This window comes from Streptomyces sp. NPDC046909, from assembly GCF_040644695.1.
Classification (GTDB): domain Bacteria; phylum Actinomycetota; class Actinomycetes; order Streptomycetales; family Streptomycetaceae; genus Streptomyces.
Genome location: NZ_JBEYXC010000032.1, coordinates 39,926 through 56,032, shown reverse-complemented (window position 1 = coordinate 56,032; position 16,107 = coordinate 39,926). Strand labels below are relative to the sequence as shown.

At 69.3% G+C, this 16,107-nt stretch carries 15 protein-coding genes; 2 read left to right on the top strand and 13 right to left on the bottom strand.

Features of this window, described 5'->3' with window-relative positions:
* The first annotated feature begins 112 nt into the window (after positions 1 to 112).
* The gene (locus tag ABZ928_RS51680; protein ID WP_361536497.1) at positions 113 to 739 is read left to right on the top strand and encodes a TetR family transcriptional regulator; all 627 of its coding nucleotides are present in this window, start codon (positions 113 to 115) and stop codon (positions 737 to 739) included.
* A 103-nt stretch (positions 740 to 842) separates the two neighbouring features.
* On the opposite strand, the gene ABZ928_RS51675 is transcribed toward ABZ928_RS51680, so the two are convergent.
* The 3 genes from ABZ928_RS51675 to ABZ928_RS51665 all read right to left on the bottom strand — a co-directional run bounded on the left by ABZ928_RS51675 (position 843) and on the right by ABZ928_RS51665 (position 3,326).
* Positions 843 to 1,235: a hypothetical protein gene (locus ABZ928_RS51675; protein WP_361536495.1), complete on the bottom strand. Its 393-nt coding sequence runs from the start codon at positions 1,233 to 1,235 to the stop codon at positions 843 to 845.
* Between the two features lie 141 nt (positions 1,236 to 1,376).
* Positions 1,377 to 2,366 (bottom strand): YafY family protein, encoded by a 990-nt coding sequence (locus tag ABZ928_RS51670; RefSeq protein WP_361536493.1) that lies wholly within the window; start codon positions 2,364 to 2,366, stop codon positions 1,377 to 1,379.
* Positions 2,367 to 2,471: 105 nt separating this feature from the next.
* Positions 2,472 to 3,326 carry a thioesterase family protein gene (locus ABZ928_RS51665; RefSeq protein ID WP_361536491.1) on the bottom strand — a complete coding sequence of 285 codons (855 nt, stop codon included), beginning with the start codon at positions 3,324 to 3,326 and terminating at the stop codon, positions 2,472 to 2,474.
* 155 nt (positions 3,327 to 3,481) lie between these two features.
* Between ABZ928_RS51665 and ABZ928_RS51660 the strand changes: the two genes are divergently transcribed.
* Positions 3,482 to 4,714, top strand: coding sequence for an alpha/beta hydrolase-fold protein (locus ABZ928_RS51660; RefSeq protein WP_361536489.1), 1,233 nt, complete (start codon positions 3,482 to 3,484; stop codon positions 4,712 to 4,714).
* Here the strand turns inward: ABZ928_RS51660 and ABZ928_RS51655 are convergent.
* From ABZ928_RS51655 to ABZ928_RS51610, 10 genes are all read right to left on the bottom strand, one after another.
* A complete protein-coding gene (locus ABZ928_RS51655) occupies positions 4,623 to 5,279 on the bottom strand; it encodes a trimeric intracellular cation channel family protein (protein WP_361536487.1) in 657 nt (218 codons plus the stop codon). The two genes, ABZ928_RS51660 and ABZ928_RS51655, sit on opposite strands and share 92 nt — an antisense overlap.
* Positions 5,280 to 5,325: 46 nt before the next feature.
* Complete coding sequence (locus tag ABZ928_RS51650) at positions 5,326 to 6,726, bottom strand: M1 family metallopeptidase (protein WP_361536485.1); 1,401 nt, start codon at positions 6,724 to 6,726, stop codon at positions 5,326 to 5,328.
* 97 nt (positions 6,727 to 6,823) lie between these two features.
* Positions 6,824 to 8,062 (bottom strand): dipeptide ABC transporter ATP-binding protein, encoded by a 1,239-nt coding sequence (locus tag ABZ928_RS51645; protein ID WP_361536483.1) that lies wholly within the window; start codon positions 8,060 to 8,062, stop codon positions 6,824 to 6,826.
* Between the two features lie 11 nt (positions 8,063 to 8,073).
* On the bottom strand, positions 8,074 to 9,171 hold the full coding sequence (locus ABZ928_RS51640) for an ABC transporter ATP-binding protein (RefSeq protein WP_361536481.1): 1,098 nt from the start codon (positions 9,169 to 9,171) through the stop codon (positions 8,074 to 8,076).
* On the bottom strand, positions 9,168 to 10,166 hold the full coding sequence (locus ABZ928_RS51635; RefSeq protein WP_361536479.1) for an ABC transporter permease: 999 nt from the start codon (positions 10,164 to 10,166) through the stop codon (positions 9,168 to 9,170). The genes ABZ928_RS51640 and ABZ928_RS51635 overlap by 4 nt, the downstream gene beginning before the upstream one ends.
* 110 nt (positions 10,167 to 10,276) lie before the next feature.
* Entirely contained in the window at positions 10,277 to 12,076 is a 1,800-nt protein-coding gene (locus ABZ928_RS51630) for an ABC transporter substrate-binding protein (protein ID WP_361536477.1), read from the bottom strand.
* A gap of 69 nt (positions 12,077 to 12,145) precedes the next feature.
* Positions 12,146 to 13,153, bottom strand: a complete 1,008-nt coding sequence (locus ABZ928_RS51625) for an ABC transporter permease (RefSeq protein WP_361536475.1) — start codon at positions 13,151 to 13,153, stop codon at positions 12,146 to 12,148.
* A 312-nt stretch (positions 13,154 to 13,465) separates the two neighbouring features.
* A complete protein-coding gene (locus ABZ928_RS51620; RefSeq protein ID WP_361536473.1) occupies positions 13,466 to 14,263 on the bottom strand; it encodes an enhanced serine sensitivity protein SseB C-terminal domain-containing protein in 798 nt (265 codons plus the stop codon).
* A 146-nt stretch (positions 14,264 to 14,409) separates the two neighbouring features.
* Positions 14,410 to 15,180, bottom strand: coding sequence for an enhanced serine sensitivity protein SseB (locus ABZ928_RS51615; protein WP_361536471.1), 771 nt, complete (start codon positions 15,178 to 15,180; stop codon positions 14,410 to 14,412).
* A gap of 80 nt (positions 15,181 to 15,260) precedes the next feature.
* Positions 15,261 to 15,923 carry an AAA family ATPase gene (locus tag ABZ928_RS51610; RefSeq protein ID WP_361536469.1) on the bottom strand — a complete coding sequence of 221 codons (663 nt, stop codon included), beginning with the start codon at positions 15,921 to 15,923 and terminating at the stop codon, positions 15,261 to 15,263.
* Positions 15,924 to 16,107 lie beyond the last annotated feature (184 nt).

The following is a 16,107-nucleotide window of genomic DNA, read 5'->3' as shown; positions in this document are numbered from 1 at the left end:
GTGCTTCTCGTTACAAGTCGGTGAACAGTTGTAGTAACAGTTGTTCACTGACTCCAGAGTCTAGCGTGTCCGACGACTTCTCAATTCCAGAGAACAGTTGTTTACTGATGACATGAGTCACACCCTCGGCATCCGGCAGGCCCAGAAGCAGAAGACCCGACAGGCGCTCCTCGACGCCGCGTTGGTACTGCTGGAGGAGCAGAGCCTGAGCAGTCTGGGCCTGCGCGAGGTCACCCGCGCCGTCGGCGTCGCCCCGACCGCCTTCTACCGGCACTTCCGCTCCACCGCGGACCTCGGCATCGCCCTCGTCGAGGAGGCGCTCGGCAGCCTGCACCCGATGATCCGCAGGACGGTCACCTCGGCCGACAGCGCCGAGGAACGCATAGTCCGCGCCGTCGAGTTGATCGCCCACCACGTGGCCACCCACCCCGCCCACGTCCGCTTCATCGCCCGCGAGCGGCACGGCGGGGTGCAGCCGGTACGGGAGGCCATCCGCGGCCAACTGGCCCGGTTCGCCGAGGAGGTGAAGGAGGAACTCGCCAAGGACAAGGAATCCGCGGGCTGGAGCGACGACGACCTGCTGATGCTGGCGAACCTCTACGTCGACCAGATGCTCATCACCGCCTCCCTCTTCCTGGAGGCGCTGGAGGGCTCGGAGAAGGAGCGGGAGCGGGTCCGGCAGGTCGCCACCAGCCAGATGCGGCTCATCAGCATCGGCCGGGACCACTGGCGGGGTTGAGCCCCGGCGGGGCCGAGCCCCGCTCAACGCCGAGGGGCGGCACCCCCGTTCACCGGGAGTACCGCCCCTGTCGTACGCCTGTGAGCGGAGTACGCGCGGAAGGTCAGCTCTTCGTGGCCGACTCCGACGGCTGCTGGCTCGGCGCGCCACTGGGCGCCGCGCCGCCGCCACCGGGACCGCCACAGCCGCCGCCCTGACCGCCCTGGCCGCCGCCGGGGCCGCCGCCCTGACCGCCGCCGCCGGGACCGCCGCTGGGCGCGCCGCTCGGCATGCCCGAGGGGGCGCCGGACGGCTGGGCCGTGCCGTTGGCGGTCGGAGCGCCGGAGGGGGCGCCGCTCGGCATGCCCGAGGGGTTGCCGGACGGTGCCGAACAGGCCTGCTGCCCGGAGTTGCCGCTGTTCGAGGTGGACGAGGAGTCGCCCGAGCCGCAGGCCACCAGGGCGAGGGGCGAGAGCGCCAGCAGGGCCACTGCGGGGATGAGACGCACACGCTTCATGAGAAACAACTCCAAGAAGGATGAGGGAGTCCTGAGGGCTGGAACTCAATCAACGCGGGTTAGGGCTTCCTTGAGGGACCGCTGTCCCGGGCCTGTGCGCGAGGCAAAGAGCACCTAAAGACCATCGTCTGACCTGCGCTTTTACGCGAGGCCGTCACCTACTCGCTGGTACAAGCCCGTGACAGAAGCCGCCGCCCGGAGCAGTTCCTCGCGTACTTCGGGCGGCGAGAGCACCTCAACCCGGTCGGAGAACTGGAGGAGTTGGCGGGCCTCGCCGACCACTCCGAGCGAGAGCCGGGCGGTCACCCAGTCGCCCCCGCCGTCGTCCTCCCCGTCGCCCTCCGGGAGTTCGGTGAGCGACGAGGCCATCAGCCGCAGGAACAAGTCGAGTCGGTCGCGCCGGACCCGTACGACGACGTCGATCCCTCCGGGGCGTTCCTCGACCTCGCGGCGCAACGCCTCCCACGCGTCGGCGAGTTCGACACCCGGGCGCCGCCGCACCGGGTCGTCCAGGACGGTCGCCGTCCGCACCCGGTCCGCGCGGAACAGCCGGGGCCTCCCCCGCCGGTCGGCGACCAGGTACCAGACACCGGCCTTGGAGACGAGACCGTACGGGTCGACGGTGTACGTCCGTGGCTCGCGCTGCCCGCTGTGCCGGTAGCGCAGCCGCAGCCGACGGTCGGCGAAGACGGCGTCCTGCAACACGTCCAGGTCCACGGAGGCTTGGGGACCGCCCTTCCAGCGGGTGGCGTCGACGAGGACGCGGCGCGAGGTCGCCTCGGCGGCGGGGCGGTGCGGGGCCGGGAGGGCCGCCATGACCTTGCGCAGGGCCGAGCCGAGGGCCGCGTCCAGGCCGAGCGCGGCGTGCGCGCCCTGTGCGGCGAGGATGAACAGGGCGCGGGACTCGTCGGCGGTCAGTCCGGTGACGTCCGTACGGAATCCCGCGAGCAGTTCGATGCCGCCGTGCCGGCCGCGTTCGGCGTAGACCGGGACGCCGGAGGCGGAGAGCGCCTCGATGTCGCGGTAGATCGTCCGGACCGAGACCTCCAGGCGCTCCGCGAGTTCGGGGGCGGGGACGCGGCCGCGGGTCTGGAGGAGCAGCAGGATCGACAGCAGACGGTCGGATTTCACCCCGCCAGGATCTCTCGTGCCGTTGGCGGCGGGGAAGCATCCCCCGTCGCCGACGGCACGGCCGACCCCACCCGACGGGCTGAAGTGACCTGGGCCGGCCTCGGATCAGCCGAGCCGGACGCGCGCCAGCTGCCTCGACTGGGCCACCAGTCGGTCCGCGGTGTCCCAGACCTCCGCGTCCTCCTCCAGGAAGCCGCCGGCGAGGTTGCGGGTGGTAATGGAGACGCGGAGGGGGCCCGGGGCGGGGCGGCAGCGGATGTGGACGGTCAGTTCGACCGTGGGGACCCAGCCCTTGAGGCCGATCTCGAAGGCGGTGGGCGGGAGGGCGTCGACCGCGAGGAGCAGGGAGAGGGGGTCGGCGTCGCGGCCGTCGGCGAGGCCGAACCAGGAGCGCATCTCGCCCTTGCCGGACGGGGCGCCGAGGGCCCAGCCGAGGGTCGACGGGTCGAGCTTCAGCATCAGGCGGTCGGCTATGGCCGAGCTGCCGTCGACGGGGGCCGGACCGTCCTCGGGGCCGAAGCACTGGTCCATGGGCGGGAACACCGGCGGCTGGGCCGTCGTACGGACGTCGTCCGGGAGGGAGTCCAGGTCGCCGTAGGAGGCGAGGACGCGGATGCGTTCGATCTCCTCTCCCTGGTCGTCGTACTGGAAGAGGGAGGCCTGGCCGGTGGAGAGGCTGCGGCCGGTGCGGACGAGTTCCGTGCGGACGACCGCCGGGCCGGGCTGGGACGCCGTCAGGTAGTGCGCGGTGATCGTGAACGGGTCCGGGTGCGGGAGGGCGTCCGCGAGGGCGCGGCCCAGGACGGCCAGCAGGTAGCCGCCGTTGACGGCGCTGATGATCGTCCAGCCGGCGGAGAGGTCGATGTCGTAGACGCCGGGGGCGCGGCGGGTGAGCGCGGTGTCCCGGTCGAACTCGCTGTCGCCGATGGTGGCCTGCGTGGCGGAAGCTGCTTCTGGCATGGCTGAACGGTACAACAGTTGATTACTAAGCGGTAGCTTTGCCATAGGTCCGAGCGAGGGAACAAGATCAAGCCAGGGTGAGAGCAGGGCAATTTCCCGGTAAGTGTCCGTACTCGTCCCTCAACCCCGCGCCCCGCCCGGCCCTCTGTAGGGACATGAGCCTCACCGGGACCGCGTTCCTCTACACACTGATCGTGCTGTCCGTCGTCGCCGTCGTCCTCCCCCTCGTGCTGTGGTCGCGGCTGCGGGGACCCCGCGTCCTGCGCGCCGCGGCCCGGCTGCTGATGGTGGTCTTCGCCCAGGGCACGGCCGTCGCCCTCGTCTTCGTGCTGGTCAACAACCAGAACAGCCTGTACGACAACTGGGCCGACCTGCTCGGCACCGGCGACCACGTCCAGCAGGCCGCGAACCTCGGCGCCGACGGCACCGGCGGTATCGCGCTGAAACGGTTGCCCAAGGTCCACCAGCGCTTCACGGACGCCTCCGGGCCCGGCATGAGCGACGTACGGGTGACCCAGCTCAAGGGCCGGATCTCCGGCGTCGACGCCGAGATCTACGTCTGGCTGCCCCCGCAGTACGGCAGGCCCGCCTACCGGCACCACAAGTTCCCGGTGGTGGAGCTGCTGTCGGGCTATCCGGGCTCGGCGAAGGCCTGGTTCGGCTCGCTGCACGCGGTCAACCAGCTGGAGCCGCTGATGCGCGAGGGCAAGGTGGCGCCGTTCATCCTGGTCGCCCCGCGCATGAACCTGCTGGCCGGGGTGGACACCGGGTGCGCCAACATCACGGGCACGGTGAACGCCGACACCTGGCTCAGCGTGGATGTGCCGAAGATGGTCGACGACAACTTCCGCGCCCAGGTCGGACCGGCCGGCTGGGCGGTCGCCGGGTACTCGGCGGGCGGGCACTGCGCGACCAAGCTCGCCGTCGCCCACCCCGACCGCTACCGGGCCGCGGTCAGCATGTCCGGCTACAACGACCCCATCGGCGAGCGCAATTCACTGGCCGCCGAGACCCCCGCCCTGCGCCGCGCCAACAACCCCTACGTCCTGCTGCGCGAGGCCCGTACCCCGCCCGCCGTCGCGCTCTACGAGTCCGGCCAGCCGGGAGACGGCTACGAGGCGGGCGTAGGCCTCGAACAGATCGCGAAGGCGCCGACGACCGTGCACGTCGTCTACATCCCGAAGAGCGCCGGCGGCCACAACATGGCCCTGTGGCGGCCGCAGGTGGTCCCCGCGTTCCGCTGGCTGACCGAGGAGATGGGGCTGCTGCACGGCCGTGCGGGAGCTGCCGCGGGGGCTACTCCTCACGCACGGTCGAGCGCCGGTTCCACGCGCGCGGAGCTCGCCAGTGGTACCGCATCGCCAGCAACCGCAGCACGAAGGCGGTGATCGCGGCGAGGGAGCTGCTGACCGGGGTCAGGGCGTCGTAGCGGATGCAGAGCACGACCATCGTGGCGCCGACGATCGCCGGGACCGCGTACAGGTCGCGGTCCCAGCGCAGCAGCGACGGCACCTCGTTGGCGAGCACGTCCCGCAGCACACCGCCGCCGACGGCGGTCGCGAGACCGAGGGTGGCGGACTGGGTGAGGCCGAGCCCGTAGTCGTACGCCTTCGTCGTCCCGGTGACGCAGAAGAGGCCGAGGCCCGCCGCGTCGAAGACGTTCACGCCGAGCTGGATGCGCTCCACCTGGGGGTGGAGGAAGACGACCAGGAGGGCGGCGAACAAGGGGGTGACGAAGTACCCCAGGTCGGTGAAGGCGGCCGGGGGTACCGCGCCGATGATCAGGTCCCGGAACAGCCCTCCGCCCAGCGCGGTGACCTCGGCGAGGACGGCGATGCCGAAGACGTCGAAGTTCTTGCGCACGGCCAGCAGCGCGCCGGAGATGGCGAAGACGAAGATGCCGATCAGGTCGAGCGTGTGCTGGACGGAGGGGGAGAACAGTGGCTCAAGCACCCCACATTCTTACCTATGAATGGGGGCGAACCTTGCAATGCAAGGGTTACGGGGTCGGAAGGGCCGGTTTTCCTGTGGTGAACAGCCAGGTCTGGAACAGGTCGTCCAGCTGTTGCCCGGAGATCTTCTCGGCGAGCCGGATGAAGTCGGCCGTGTTCGCGTTGCCGTAGCGGTGGATCTTCGTCCAGGCCGGCAGCAGCTTGAAGAAGGCCGCGTCGCCGATGCGCTCGCGCAGCACCTGGAGGGTCATGGCGCCGCGCTGGTAGACCGCGGAGGCGAACATCGTGTCGCGCTGCGGGTCGCCGACGGTGATCTGCCAGAAGGGGGCGTCGGCCGGGCGCGCGTTGTACCCGGCCAGGAACGAGTCGTGGGCGGTGCGGGTGCCCTGGTGCTCGGCCCACAGCCACTGGGAGTAGGTGGCGAAGCCCTCGTTGAGCCAGATGTCCTTCCAGCGCTCCACCGACACCGAGTCGCCGAACCACTGGTGGGCCAGCTCGTGCACGATGGTCGACTCGCTGCGGACGGCCGAGTAGACCGGCTTCGTCTGCACCTCGAGCGAGAACCCGGCCTGCGGCATGTCGTCGACGATCGCGCCGGTCTCCTCGAAGGGGTACGGCCCGAAGACCTGCGACCAGTAGTCGGTGGCGGCGGCCGTGACGGCGTACACGTCGACGTTGTTGCTGTTCGCGAGGACGGGGTCGATGGCGACGTAGATGGGGGTGCCGCCGGGTGTGGTGCCGGTCTTCACGTCGAACTTGCCGATGGTCGCGGTCGCGAGATACGTCGCCATGGGCTTGGTCTCGCGCCAGTGCGTGTACGTCGAGTCGCCCTTGTCGTACGTCTTCACGAGCCGGCCGTTGGAGACCGCGGTCAGGCCCTTGGGGGTCTTGAACCGGATGTCGTACGTGGCCTTGTCGGCGGGGTGGTCGCTGGACGGGAACCAGGTGGAGGCGGCGTTGGGTTCGCAGGCGACGAAGACGCCGTCGGTGGTCCTCATCCACCCGTAGTCGGAGCCGAACACGATGGGGCCGCCGAGGGGTTCGGGTACGCCGCCGTAGGTGACGGCGACCGTGAAGTCCCTTCCCTTGCGCAGGGATTCGCGCGGGGTGATCACGATCTCGTCGCCGTCGCGCGTGAACTGGGCGCGTCTGCCGTTCACTTCGACCCTGGTGACCTCCAGTTTCTGGAGATCCAGGTCGAAGGAGGAGAGGTTCTGGTTGGCGCGGGCGGTGAGGGTCGTACGGCCGTCCAGACGGTCGGTGTCCGGGTTGTACGCCACGTCGAGGGTGTAGTGGCGGGCGTCGAAGCCGCCGTTGCCGAGGAGCGGGAAGTAGGGGTCGTCGAGGCCGGGGGCTCCGGGTGAGGGGGCGGGGGCGGCCGCGATGACACAGAAAGAGGCCACCGCCGTGGCGATGGCCCCTAAGCGTGCCGAACGGGAGAGTCTCATGTGTCGTCCCTTTCGCGCGTGTGCCGATAAGTCGGACACGGACGACTCTGGACTCTCCCGGTCGGGCATGTGCATGACTTTGCCAACTCGTCATGCGTTACTTGTCGGTTGACTCCTGACCGTCCGCTTCCACTTCGGCTTCCGCTTCGGCATCGGGTTCGGCTTCGGAGGCGGTTGCCTCGACCTCCGCCGCCACCGCCGCCGACGTCTCCGCGCTCTCCGCCAGGACCTCGTCCGCGACCAGTTCGGCCGCTTCCTTCGCGACCGTCAGCAGGACGGTGTCCTGGGGTGCCTGGTCCTCGAAGTTCTCCGGGTGGTGGCAGGCGACCTGCTGGCCGGGCTTCAGCTCGGTGAGCTTCGGCTCGGTCGTCTTGCAGATCTCCGTCGCCTTCCAGCAGCGGGTGTGGAAGCGGCAGCCGCTCGGCGGGGAGATCGGCGAGGGGACGTCGCCCTTGAGCAGGATGCGCTCGCTCTTGGCGTTCTTGCGCTTGGGGTCCGGGATCGGGACCGCCGACATCAGCGCCTTGGTGTACGGGTGCATCGGCGCGCTGTACAGCGACTCGCGGTCCGCCAGCTCGACGATCTTTCCGAGGTACATCACCGCGATCCGGTCCGAGACGTGCCGGACGACCGAGAGGTCGTGCGCGATGATCACGTACGTCAGGCCGAGCTCCTGCTGGAGGTCGTCCAGGAGGTTCACGACCTGGGCCTGGATCGACACGTCGAGGGCCGACACCGGCTCGTCCGCCACCACGAGCTTCGGGTTGAGCGCGAGCGCGCGGGCGATGCCGATGCGCTGGCGCTGACCGCCGGAGAACTCGTGCGGGTAGCGGTTGTAGTGCTCGGGGTTGAGGCCCACGACCGACAGCAGGCGCTGGACCTCCGCCTTGATGCCGCCCTCGGGGGTGACGCCCTGGAGCTTGAAGGGGGCGCCGATGATCGTGCCGATGGTGTGGCGCGGGTTCAGCGACGAGTACGGGTCCTGGAAGATCATCTGCACGTCGCGGCGCAGCGGCCGCATGCCGCCGACGCCGAGGTGCGTGATGTCCTGGCCCTCGAACTCGACCTTGCCGGCCGTCGGTTCGAGCAGCCGGGTGATGAGCCGGCCCATCGTCGACTTGCCGCAGCCGGACTCGCCCACGACACCGAGGGTCTCGCCGGACTTGACCTCGAAGTCGATGCCGTCGACCGCGCGGACCGCGCCGACCTGCCGCTGGAGCAGGCCCTTCTTGATCGGGAAGTGCTTCTGGAGCCCGGTCACCTTCAGCAGGGTCTCGCCGGGGGCGGCGTCGGCCTTGGTGACCAGCGTGCCGTCGCTCTGCGCAGGGATGCTCACTTTGTCCTCGCTCACAGCTTCGGCGCAATCTCTTCGGTCCAGATCCGCTCCCGCTGCTCCTGCGTCATGTGGCAGGCGGCCCAGTGCTGGCTGCCGACCTCGGACAGCTCGGGGCGGACCGTGCGGGTGACGTTGTCCTTCGGGATGTCCGCGTACGGGCAGCGCGGGTTGAAGGCGCAGCCGGACGGGATGTTGATCAGCGAGGGCGGCGAGCCCTTGACCGGGATCAGGCGCTCCTGCTGGTCGCGGTCAAGACGCGGCATCGAGCCGAGCAGACCCCAGGTGTAGGGGTGGCGGGGCTCGTAGAACACCTTCTCCGCCGGACCGCGCTCGACGCAGCGGCCGCCGTACATCACGAGGATGTCGTCGGCGAGCTCGGCGACGACGCCCAGGTCGTGGGTGATGATGATGACCGCGGAGCCGAACTCCTTCTGCAGATCCCGGATCAGGTCGAGGATCTGCGCCTGGACGGTCACGTCCAGGGCGGTCGTCGGCTCGTCCGCGATCAGCAGCTCGGGGTTGTTGACCAGCGACATCGCGATCATCGCGCGCTGGCGCATACCGCCGGAGAACTCGTGCGGGTAGTTGTCCACCCGCTTGTCCGGCTGCGGGATGCCGACGCGGTCGAGCATCTCCACCGCGCGGCGCTTGGCGGTCTTCTTGTCGACCTTGTGGTGGATGCGGTACGCCTCCACGATCTGCTGGCCGATCGTGTAGTACGGGTGCAGCGCGGACAGCGGGTCCTGGAAGATCATCGCCATCTCGCGGCCGCGCAGCTTGCGCACGTGGTCCGGGTCGGCGGTGAGCAGCTCGGTGCCGTCCAGCCAGATCTCGCCGGAGATCTGCGCCTTGCGCTTGCCGTACTGGCCCGCGGTGTGCAGGCCCATGATGCCGAGCGAGGTCACGGACTTGCCGGAGCCGGACTCGCCCACGATGCCGAGGGTCTTGCCCTTCTCCAGCTGGAAGCTGAGCCCGTCGACGGACTTGACCAGACCGTCGTCGGTCGGGAAGTGCACCTTCAGGTCGCGCACTTCCAGGAAGGCGGTCGGCGCGGGCGAAGCGGGGGTGGGCTCGCCCACGGCCGCTCCGCTCTTGCTGAGTTCGGTCATGCGAGCCTCACTCGGGGGTCGATCACGGCGTAGAGGATGTCCACCGCGAGGTTGGCGATCAGCACCGCGAGAGAAGTGATCAGGGTGACGCCCAGAATGATGGGCAGGTCCTGGGTCTTGATGCCGTTGAGCACCGCCTGGCCGAGGCCTGGCAGGCTGAACGTGGTCTCGGTCAGGATCGCGCCGCCGATGAGGGCACCGAGGTCCATGCCGAGCATGGTCAGGATGGGCGTGAGCGTCGACCGCATGGCGTGCTTGCGGATGACGACCTGTTCCTTGAGGCCCTTGGCCCGCGCGGTGCGGATGTAGTCCTCGCCGAGGATCTCCAGCATGGTGGCGCGGGTGATCCGGGCGTACATCGCGGCGTAGAGGAACGCGAGGGTGGCCCAGGGCAGCAGCATGGAGGCGAAGTAGCCGCCGAAGCTGTCCGTCAGCGGGACGTACTCCGAGTCGATCCAGCCCAGCCCGATATCGAAGATCGCGACGCTCAGCAGACCGGTGAAGTAGATGGGGAGGGAGACACCCGACAGCGCGACGAGCATCGCACCGCGGTCCCACAGGCTGCCCCGCTTGAGCGCGGAGAGCACACCGGCGGCGATACCGAAGATCAGCCACAGTACGGCGGCACCGAGCGCGAGACCCAGGGTCACCGGGAAGCGGTCAGTGATCACCGGCCAGATGGCCTGTTCGGTACGGAAGGAGTAGCCGAAGCACGGCGCGGCACAGTGCACGGAGTCGCCGCCGCCCACATAGGTGCGGCCGGCGAAGAGGCCCTTGAAGAACTCCCAGACCTGAGCGTAGACCGGGTCGCTCAGTCCGAGCTTCTGCCGCACGCCCTCGACGGCGGCGGGGTCGGCCTGCTTGCCCACGAAGCTCAAGGCGACGTCGACGCCCGCCCACTTGGGGACGAGGAAGAAGATGCCGAAGACCACCATGATGATGACCACGAGCATCACTGCGGCGGCGAACAGCCGCCTGATGAGGTAAGCGAGCACAGCTCTCGGCCCGCCGCGGGCCGCGGGCCACCGGAGGTCGTCCGGTGGCCCGCGCTCCCGCGTCGCCGGCCTTCACCTGCCTTTCGTGCCGTTCGGCGGGTGTGCCGGGATTACTTCGAGGACTTCAGACCGAGGTTGACGAAGTCGTACATGCCGCTGAAGGCGTCCGACGTGTAGACGTTCGCGAGTCGGTCACCGCGCCAGTTGACGAACTTCTCGAAGACGAAGGGCAGGTAGTAGCCGCCCTCCATCACCGCGTGGTTGATGTCCTTGGCGATCGCCAGCTTGCCCGCGTCGTCCTGCGTCTTCACGTAGGTGTCGAACAGACCGTTGATCTTCTTGTCGTCGATGAGCGCGAAGTTGTTGTTGCCGCTCTCGAGGATGTACTTGCCGTCCCACAGCGGCAGACCGAAGCCCTGGACCGAACCGAAGTCGGCGCCCCAGCCCATGATGATGATGCCGTAGCCCTTCTTCTTCACGTTCGAGGGGCTGCCGATGATGCCGGAGGTCTGCGAACCGTCGTACTGGTCGATGTCGGCGGTGATGCCGATCTTCTTCAGCGAGGCCTGGAGGGACTCCGCCGTGGCGACCTCGACCGGCTTGTTGTTACGGACGGCGATGGTGGTCTTGAAGCCGTTCGGCTGACCGCAGGCCTTCAGCTCTTCCTTGGCCTTGGCGACGTTGCCGTCCTTGTTGGCGCCGTTGAGCTCGTAGGGGTCGTACGACTGGCCCTCGGAACCGGGGACGGTCGGGGGCAGCATGTTCGTGCCGATGTCACCACCGGCGACCGGGCCACCGCGCGCGGTCTGCAGCGAGACGTGGTCGGCGCCGTAGATCACGGCCTTGCGGCAGTGCTCGTTGTCGAACGGCTTCACGCTCTGCGGGAAGGTCGCGTAGCGGATGTAGCCGGAGACCGGGTTGTCCAGGTTGGCCTTGTGCTCCTGGAGGGCGGTGGTGCGGCCCTGCGGGGAGAGACCGGTCTGGTTGATGTCCAGGTCGTAGTCACCGGCGAGCAGACGGGCGTCCAGGTCGTTGGCGTTCGAGAAGAACTTGACCGAGATCTTGTCCGGGTAGGCCTTGCGGATCGGGTCCGATGCCTGCTTCCACTCGGTGTTGCGGACCAGGACCAGGTCCTTGCCCGGGCTGTACGACTGGAACTTGTACGGGCCGGAGGAGAACGGCTTCAGGCCGTACTTGGACTTGGTGTCCTTGTCCTGGCGGACCGGGGAGGCCGAGACCAGGGCGAGGATCTCCTCGAAGTCGGCGTTGGCCTCCGGCAGGTGGAAGACGATCGTCTTGTCGTCCGGGGTGTCGATGGCCTTCAGACCGAGCTTGTCGGCCGAGGTGTCCTTGTACGGGCCCTTGTACTCGCCCTTGGGGTCGAGGACGTCCTTCAGGTAGACCGGGCCGCCCGACAGCACGTCCTGCGCCCAGACGCGCTCGATGCCGTACTTGACGTCCTTGGAGGTGATCTCCTTGCCGTCCTCCCACGTGATGCCGTCACGCAGGGTGTACGTGTAGGTCTTGCCGTCGTCGGTGACCTTGGCGAGACCGGTGGCGAGGTCCGGGGTGAGCGCCGCGCCCTTGGCCCCGGGCTCCGTGGCGCTCGTGACCAGCTGGCGGCTGTAGTAGCGCGCGAAGTTCCACATGAAGCCGTAGTAACCACGCGTGGTGTCCCACGAGTCGGCGTCCTGGGCACCGGCGAACTTCAGCTCGCCGCCCTTCTTGGCCAGCGAGGCCTGGGCGACCTTGTTGTTCGCGGCGTTGAAGCCGGCCGCGCCCGTCGACGAGCCGTTGCCGTTGTCGCTGTCATCACCGCCGCCGCACGCCGCCGTGGTCAGCAGCGCGGCGACCGCGGCGACAGCGGCAAATGCCTGCTTCCGCCGCCCTGAGGTGCGTTGGGTAGTCACGATCTCGGATCCTCCGGATTTGATGAGAGACCCCGTGTTGGTGCCACGGGACGCTTTGTGTACGGCAGTTCAGCGGGAACCCTTCGGGTCCAGCGCGTCCCGCACGCCGTCGCCGAAGAGATTGAAGGCAAGAACGGTGATGAAGATCGCTACACCCGGGACCACCATGTAGGTGGGATCGGACTTGTAGTAGTCGATCGCGTTCGAGAGCATCTGCCCCCAGGAGGCCGTGGGCGGCTTGACGCCCACGCCCAGGAAGCTGAGCGCCGCCTCGGTGAGGATGTTGGTGGGGATCATCATCGTCGTGTACACGATGATCGGCGCGACCAGGTTGGGCAGCAGCTCCTTGAACAGGATGTAGAGCCGCCCGGCGCCGAGCGAGCGGGCCGCCTCGACGTATTCACGCTCGCGCAGCGAGAGCGTCTGACCGCGCACCACGCGTCCGATGTAGGGCCAGCCGAAGAAGCCGATGACCAGGATCATCACGAACAGGCGCACGCCCGTACCGGTCAGTCCCAGCATCTCGTTCGGCATGACGGAGACCAGCGCGATGATGAACAGCAGCTGCGGGAAGGCCAGCAGACCGTCCATGACCCGGCTGATGGCCGAGTCGACCCAGCCGCCGAAGAAGCCGGCCAGGACACCCAGGACGGTGCCGATGACCACGGCGACGAGCGCGGACAGGAAGCCGACGAGCAGCGAGATCCGGGCGCCGTACACGATGCGGGAGAAGATGTCGCGGCCGTTGACCGGCTCGACGCCCAGCCAGTGGTCGCCGCTGATGCCGCCGAAGGACCCCTTGGGGGTGCCGAACAGCGGGTCGATCAGGTCCTTGTCGTGGTACGTGTTCGGGTCCTGGCCGTAGAGGCTGGTGATCACGGGCGCGAGCAGCGCGACCGCGATGAGGAAGAGCACGACGATGCCGCCCGCGAGGGCGAGTTTGTCCCGCTTCAACCGCTCCCAGGCGATCCGCCCCAGGGAGCGTCCCTGGACGGCCTTCGCGCCGGCGCTGACCGCCGCTTCCTCGGCCGCGCTCGGGGCCGCTTCCGCGGTCGGCTCGTGCAATGGTGCCGTCATCTGGCAGGGACCCCTCTCAACCGGCGGTAGCCGGCCCACACTTGCCGCTGTAGCGGCGTGATCAGTCCGTCGTACACAGGGGCGAACCCACCCCTGGAGCCGGAGTCTTCAACGCTTTGGCGATCTGTTGCCAGACTTGGCGAGGAAAGGATGCATAAACGTGATGCGGGCTGGGGGGTTCCGTTATCCGGACAGCGGGTAACGGCCGCCGGACGCAGACCAGTTGGGGCAATAAGGGCCTCATGGGGCCTTCCGGCCTCGTCTACGCGCGCAGACACACTCCCGTAACACGAGAGTCTGTGATCGTCCGGCTCAGTAGCCGCCGGGCGCCGGAGGGTAGCCGTACCCGGCCGCCGGAGCCTGCGCCGGGGCGGCGTGGGCCTCGCGGTCGTAGAAGGGCCGGGCGCCGGCCCGCATCCACATCGCGACCGGGTCGTACTCGTCGGACATCGCCACGGTCGACACGGGCAGCCCGTCCGGGACCGCGCCGATGGACTGCTGCATCATCGCGCGCACCGAGTCCACGGCCTGCGGGCTGGTGTCGTACACGTCCAGACCGATGGCGAGGTACGGCGCCCCGAGCGCGGGCTGCACCCAGGCGCGGCGCAGCGAGCGGACGGCGGGGGTACGGTGGGCGTTCTGCACGATCTGGGCGTAGAACTGCGGGATCTCGATACCGGGCTCCGAGAGCCGGAGGGGGCCGGCGGGCTGGCGCTCCAGTCCGGTGGCGATCCTGCGCAGGTCGAGCCAGGGGATGCCGACGCCGCCGCCGGGCGCGTGCGGGTTGAGCCACAGGCCGAAGTGGTCGGGGTAGAGGGTGCGGGCCACGTCGATGCCGTCGACCACTTCGTACGAGCGGTTCCATCCGCTCGCGGAGAGTTCCTGGGCCGAGGTCACGCAGGGGGCGTAGCCGTAGCCCTCGACCTCCATGTTTCCGTACTGGGCGTCCGGGGAGCCCGACTGGCCGTGCCAGAGGAGCATCCAGATCTGGCCGGAGGCGGGGGCGGCGAGGGCGCGGAGGAGTGCCTCGTAGGCGTCGTAGCGCCCCGGCGTCACCTGGCGCAGCATGTGCTCGACCTGGCCGGTCGCGGCGGTGCCGCTCGCGCTCACGGGTCCCTCCGGGTCAACGGTTGTGAATGTCTGTCGACAGCTTAAGCGGTGACGGCTCAGGGCTTGCGGTGGTCTGTCGGGTGCGGGTCGGTGGGGGCTTGTCGCGCAGTTCCCCGCGCCCCTGGGTCCGATGCCCCTCAGGGTGCTTAAAAGTCCCGCTGGTAGAACGGACGTACCTGTTCCCTCATCCAATGACCCACCGGATCATCCGCCACGTCCAACAGGACCAGGTTCACCTGCCAGTTCACCGGGGTCCGGCCCAGGGCCCTGCCCAGTGCGTCCATCGGGAGGGTACGCAAGTCGCCCTCCCATTGGGAGAGTTCCACGCCCACGAACATCACGGGGGTGGACGTCTCGATCGCGGCGAGGCAGCGGCGGGCCGTGCGGACCACGCCGGTCGCGGCGAACTCGGCGGAGGCGGTGGCGAGGAAGTCGACCGGGTCGTCCTGCCAGTCGGGCTCGTAGAGCTTGACGCGGCCGCCGGTGTTGGGGCCGTCGAGCGGGGTGCGGCCGATGCGGCAGAGTTCGGCGACGGCGGGGGGCGGGAGGGGGACGCCGACCACGCCCTCGGGGTTCACGGCGATGCCGACCTGGGGCGGCAGACCGCGGGCGAACTCGACCGCCGGGGCGATGGTGTACGCCATGTGCCCGCCGGCGACCTGCCGGAACTGTTCCTCGGAGGTGAAGACCGGGACGTACGCCTGGCCGTCGATCTCCATGCTGGGCAGGTCGAGGGGGCCGCTGTGCGGGCCGCCGCCGTTGGGCAGCGGGATCCAGATGAAGCTGCGGCCCAGGACCTCGATGATCCGGGCGCCCGCGGCGGGCATGCCGAGGGAGGCCGAGAGCACCTCCTCCAGCTCGTTGCCGGGCCATCCGCCGCCGTGCGGATGGGGGTGTGCCTGTGCCGGGAATGCCATCTGTCCGTCCGCCTGCCGAGTACTGCCGCCTGAGGCCTGTCTGTGGCTGAAAAGGCTAACGGGTGCGGGGGTGTCCGGGGTCAGCCCGTGAAGCCGATGCGGCGCAGGGTGTCCGCCGCGTCCCGGTCAAGCAGTACCGCCGAGCCGACGCCCTGCGGGAGGTCGCCCTTCTCCACGGAGTGGATCACGCGGGCGGCGGCCGAGCGGTGGCGCAGGAAGGCGTACCGCGAGACACCGCGGCCGCGTTCGCGCTGGCCGGCCAGGGCGGTGTCCGGGGTGACGTCGAGCAGCAGCAGGTGCAGGGTGCCGCCGCGGCGGCGGGCCTCGCGGGCCAGCCAGCCGCGCACCCAGGACTGGGTGCCGCAGTCGTGCACCACGACGCCCTCGCCGGAGCGCAGGGCGCGGAACAGCCCGAGGTAGTGGGCGGCCCGGACGAGGGGGCGGTAGACGGCGTACGGCAGGAAGCGCGGCGTCCGCTCGTCCCAGCGGTCGCGGGTGTCCTGGGAGTCGACGCGTATGCCGTTGACCGCGCGCTTCATGAGGGTGGACTTGCCGCTGCCGGGCAGGCCGGTGATCACGACGAGGTCGTCGGGGGCGAAGAGCAGGGCGTGCGGGCTGTGGCCGGAGCGCTCGCGCAGGTCGCGGACGACCGGCCGCGGTGCGTATGCCTCCTGGGCCGGAGCGGTCGGCTGCGCGGGCAGCGCGACGGCCGAGGTGGTGGCGTACGCAGTGGTCCTGTTCACCGTGATCGTCCTCCTCCGGGGTCAGGGGGGTTCCCCTCCCCACCGAGCGTAAAGAGAAGGTAATGGGGTGTCTCTCTTGTTTTGGTGATCGTCCTGCCACAAGCCAGTTACAAAGGGCCGGACCGATGCGGCCCTGCCGTCGGTGCCCGATGCGTGCAATGATGTCCGCGCCAACTGCATACCG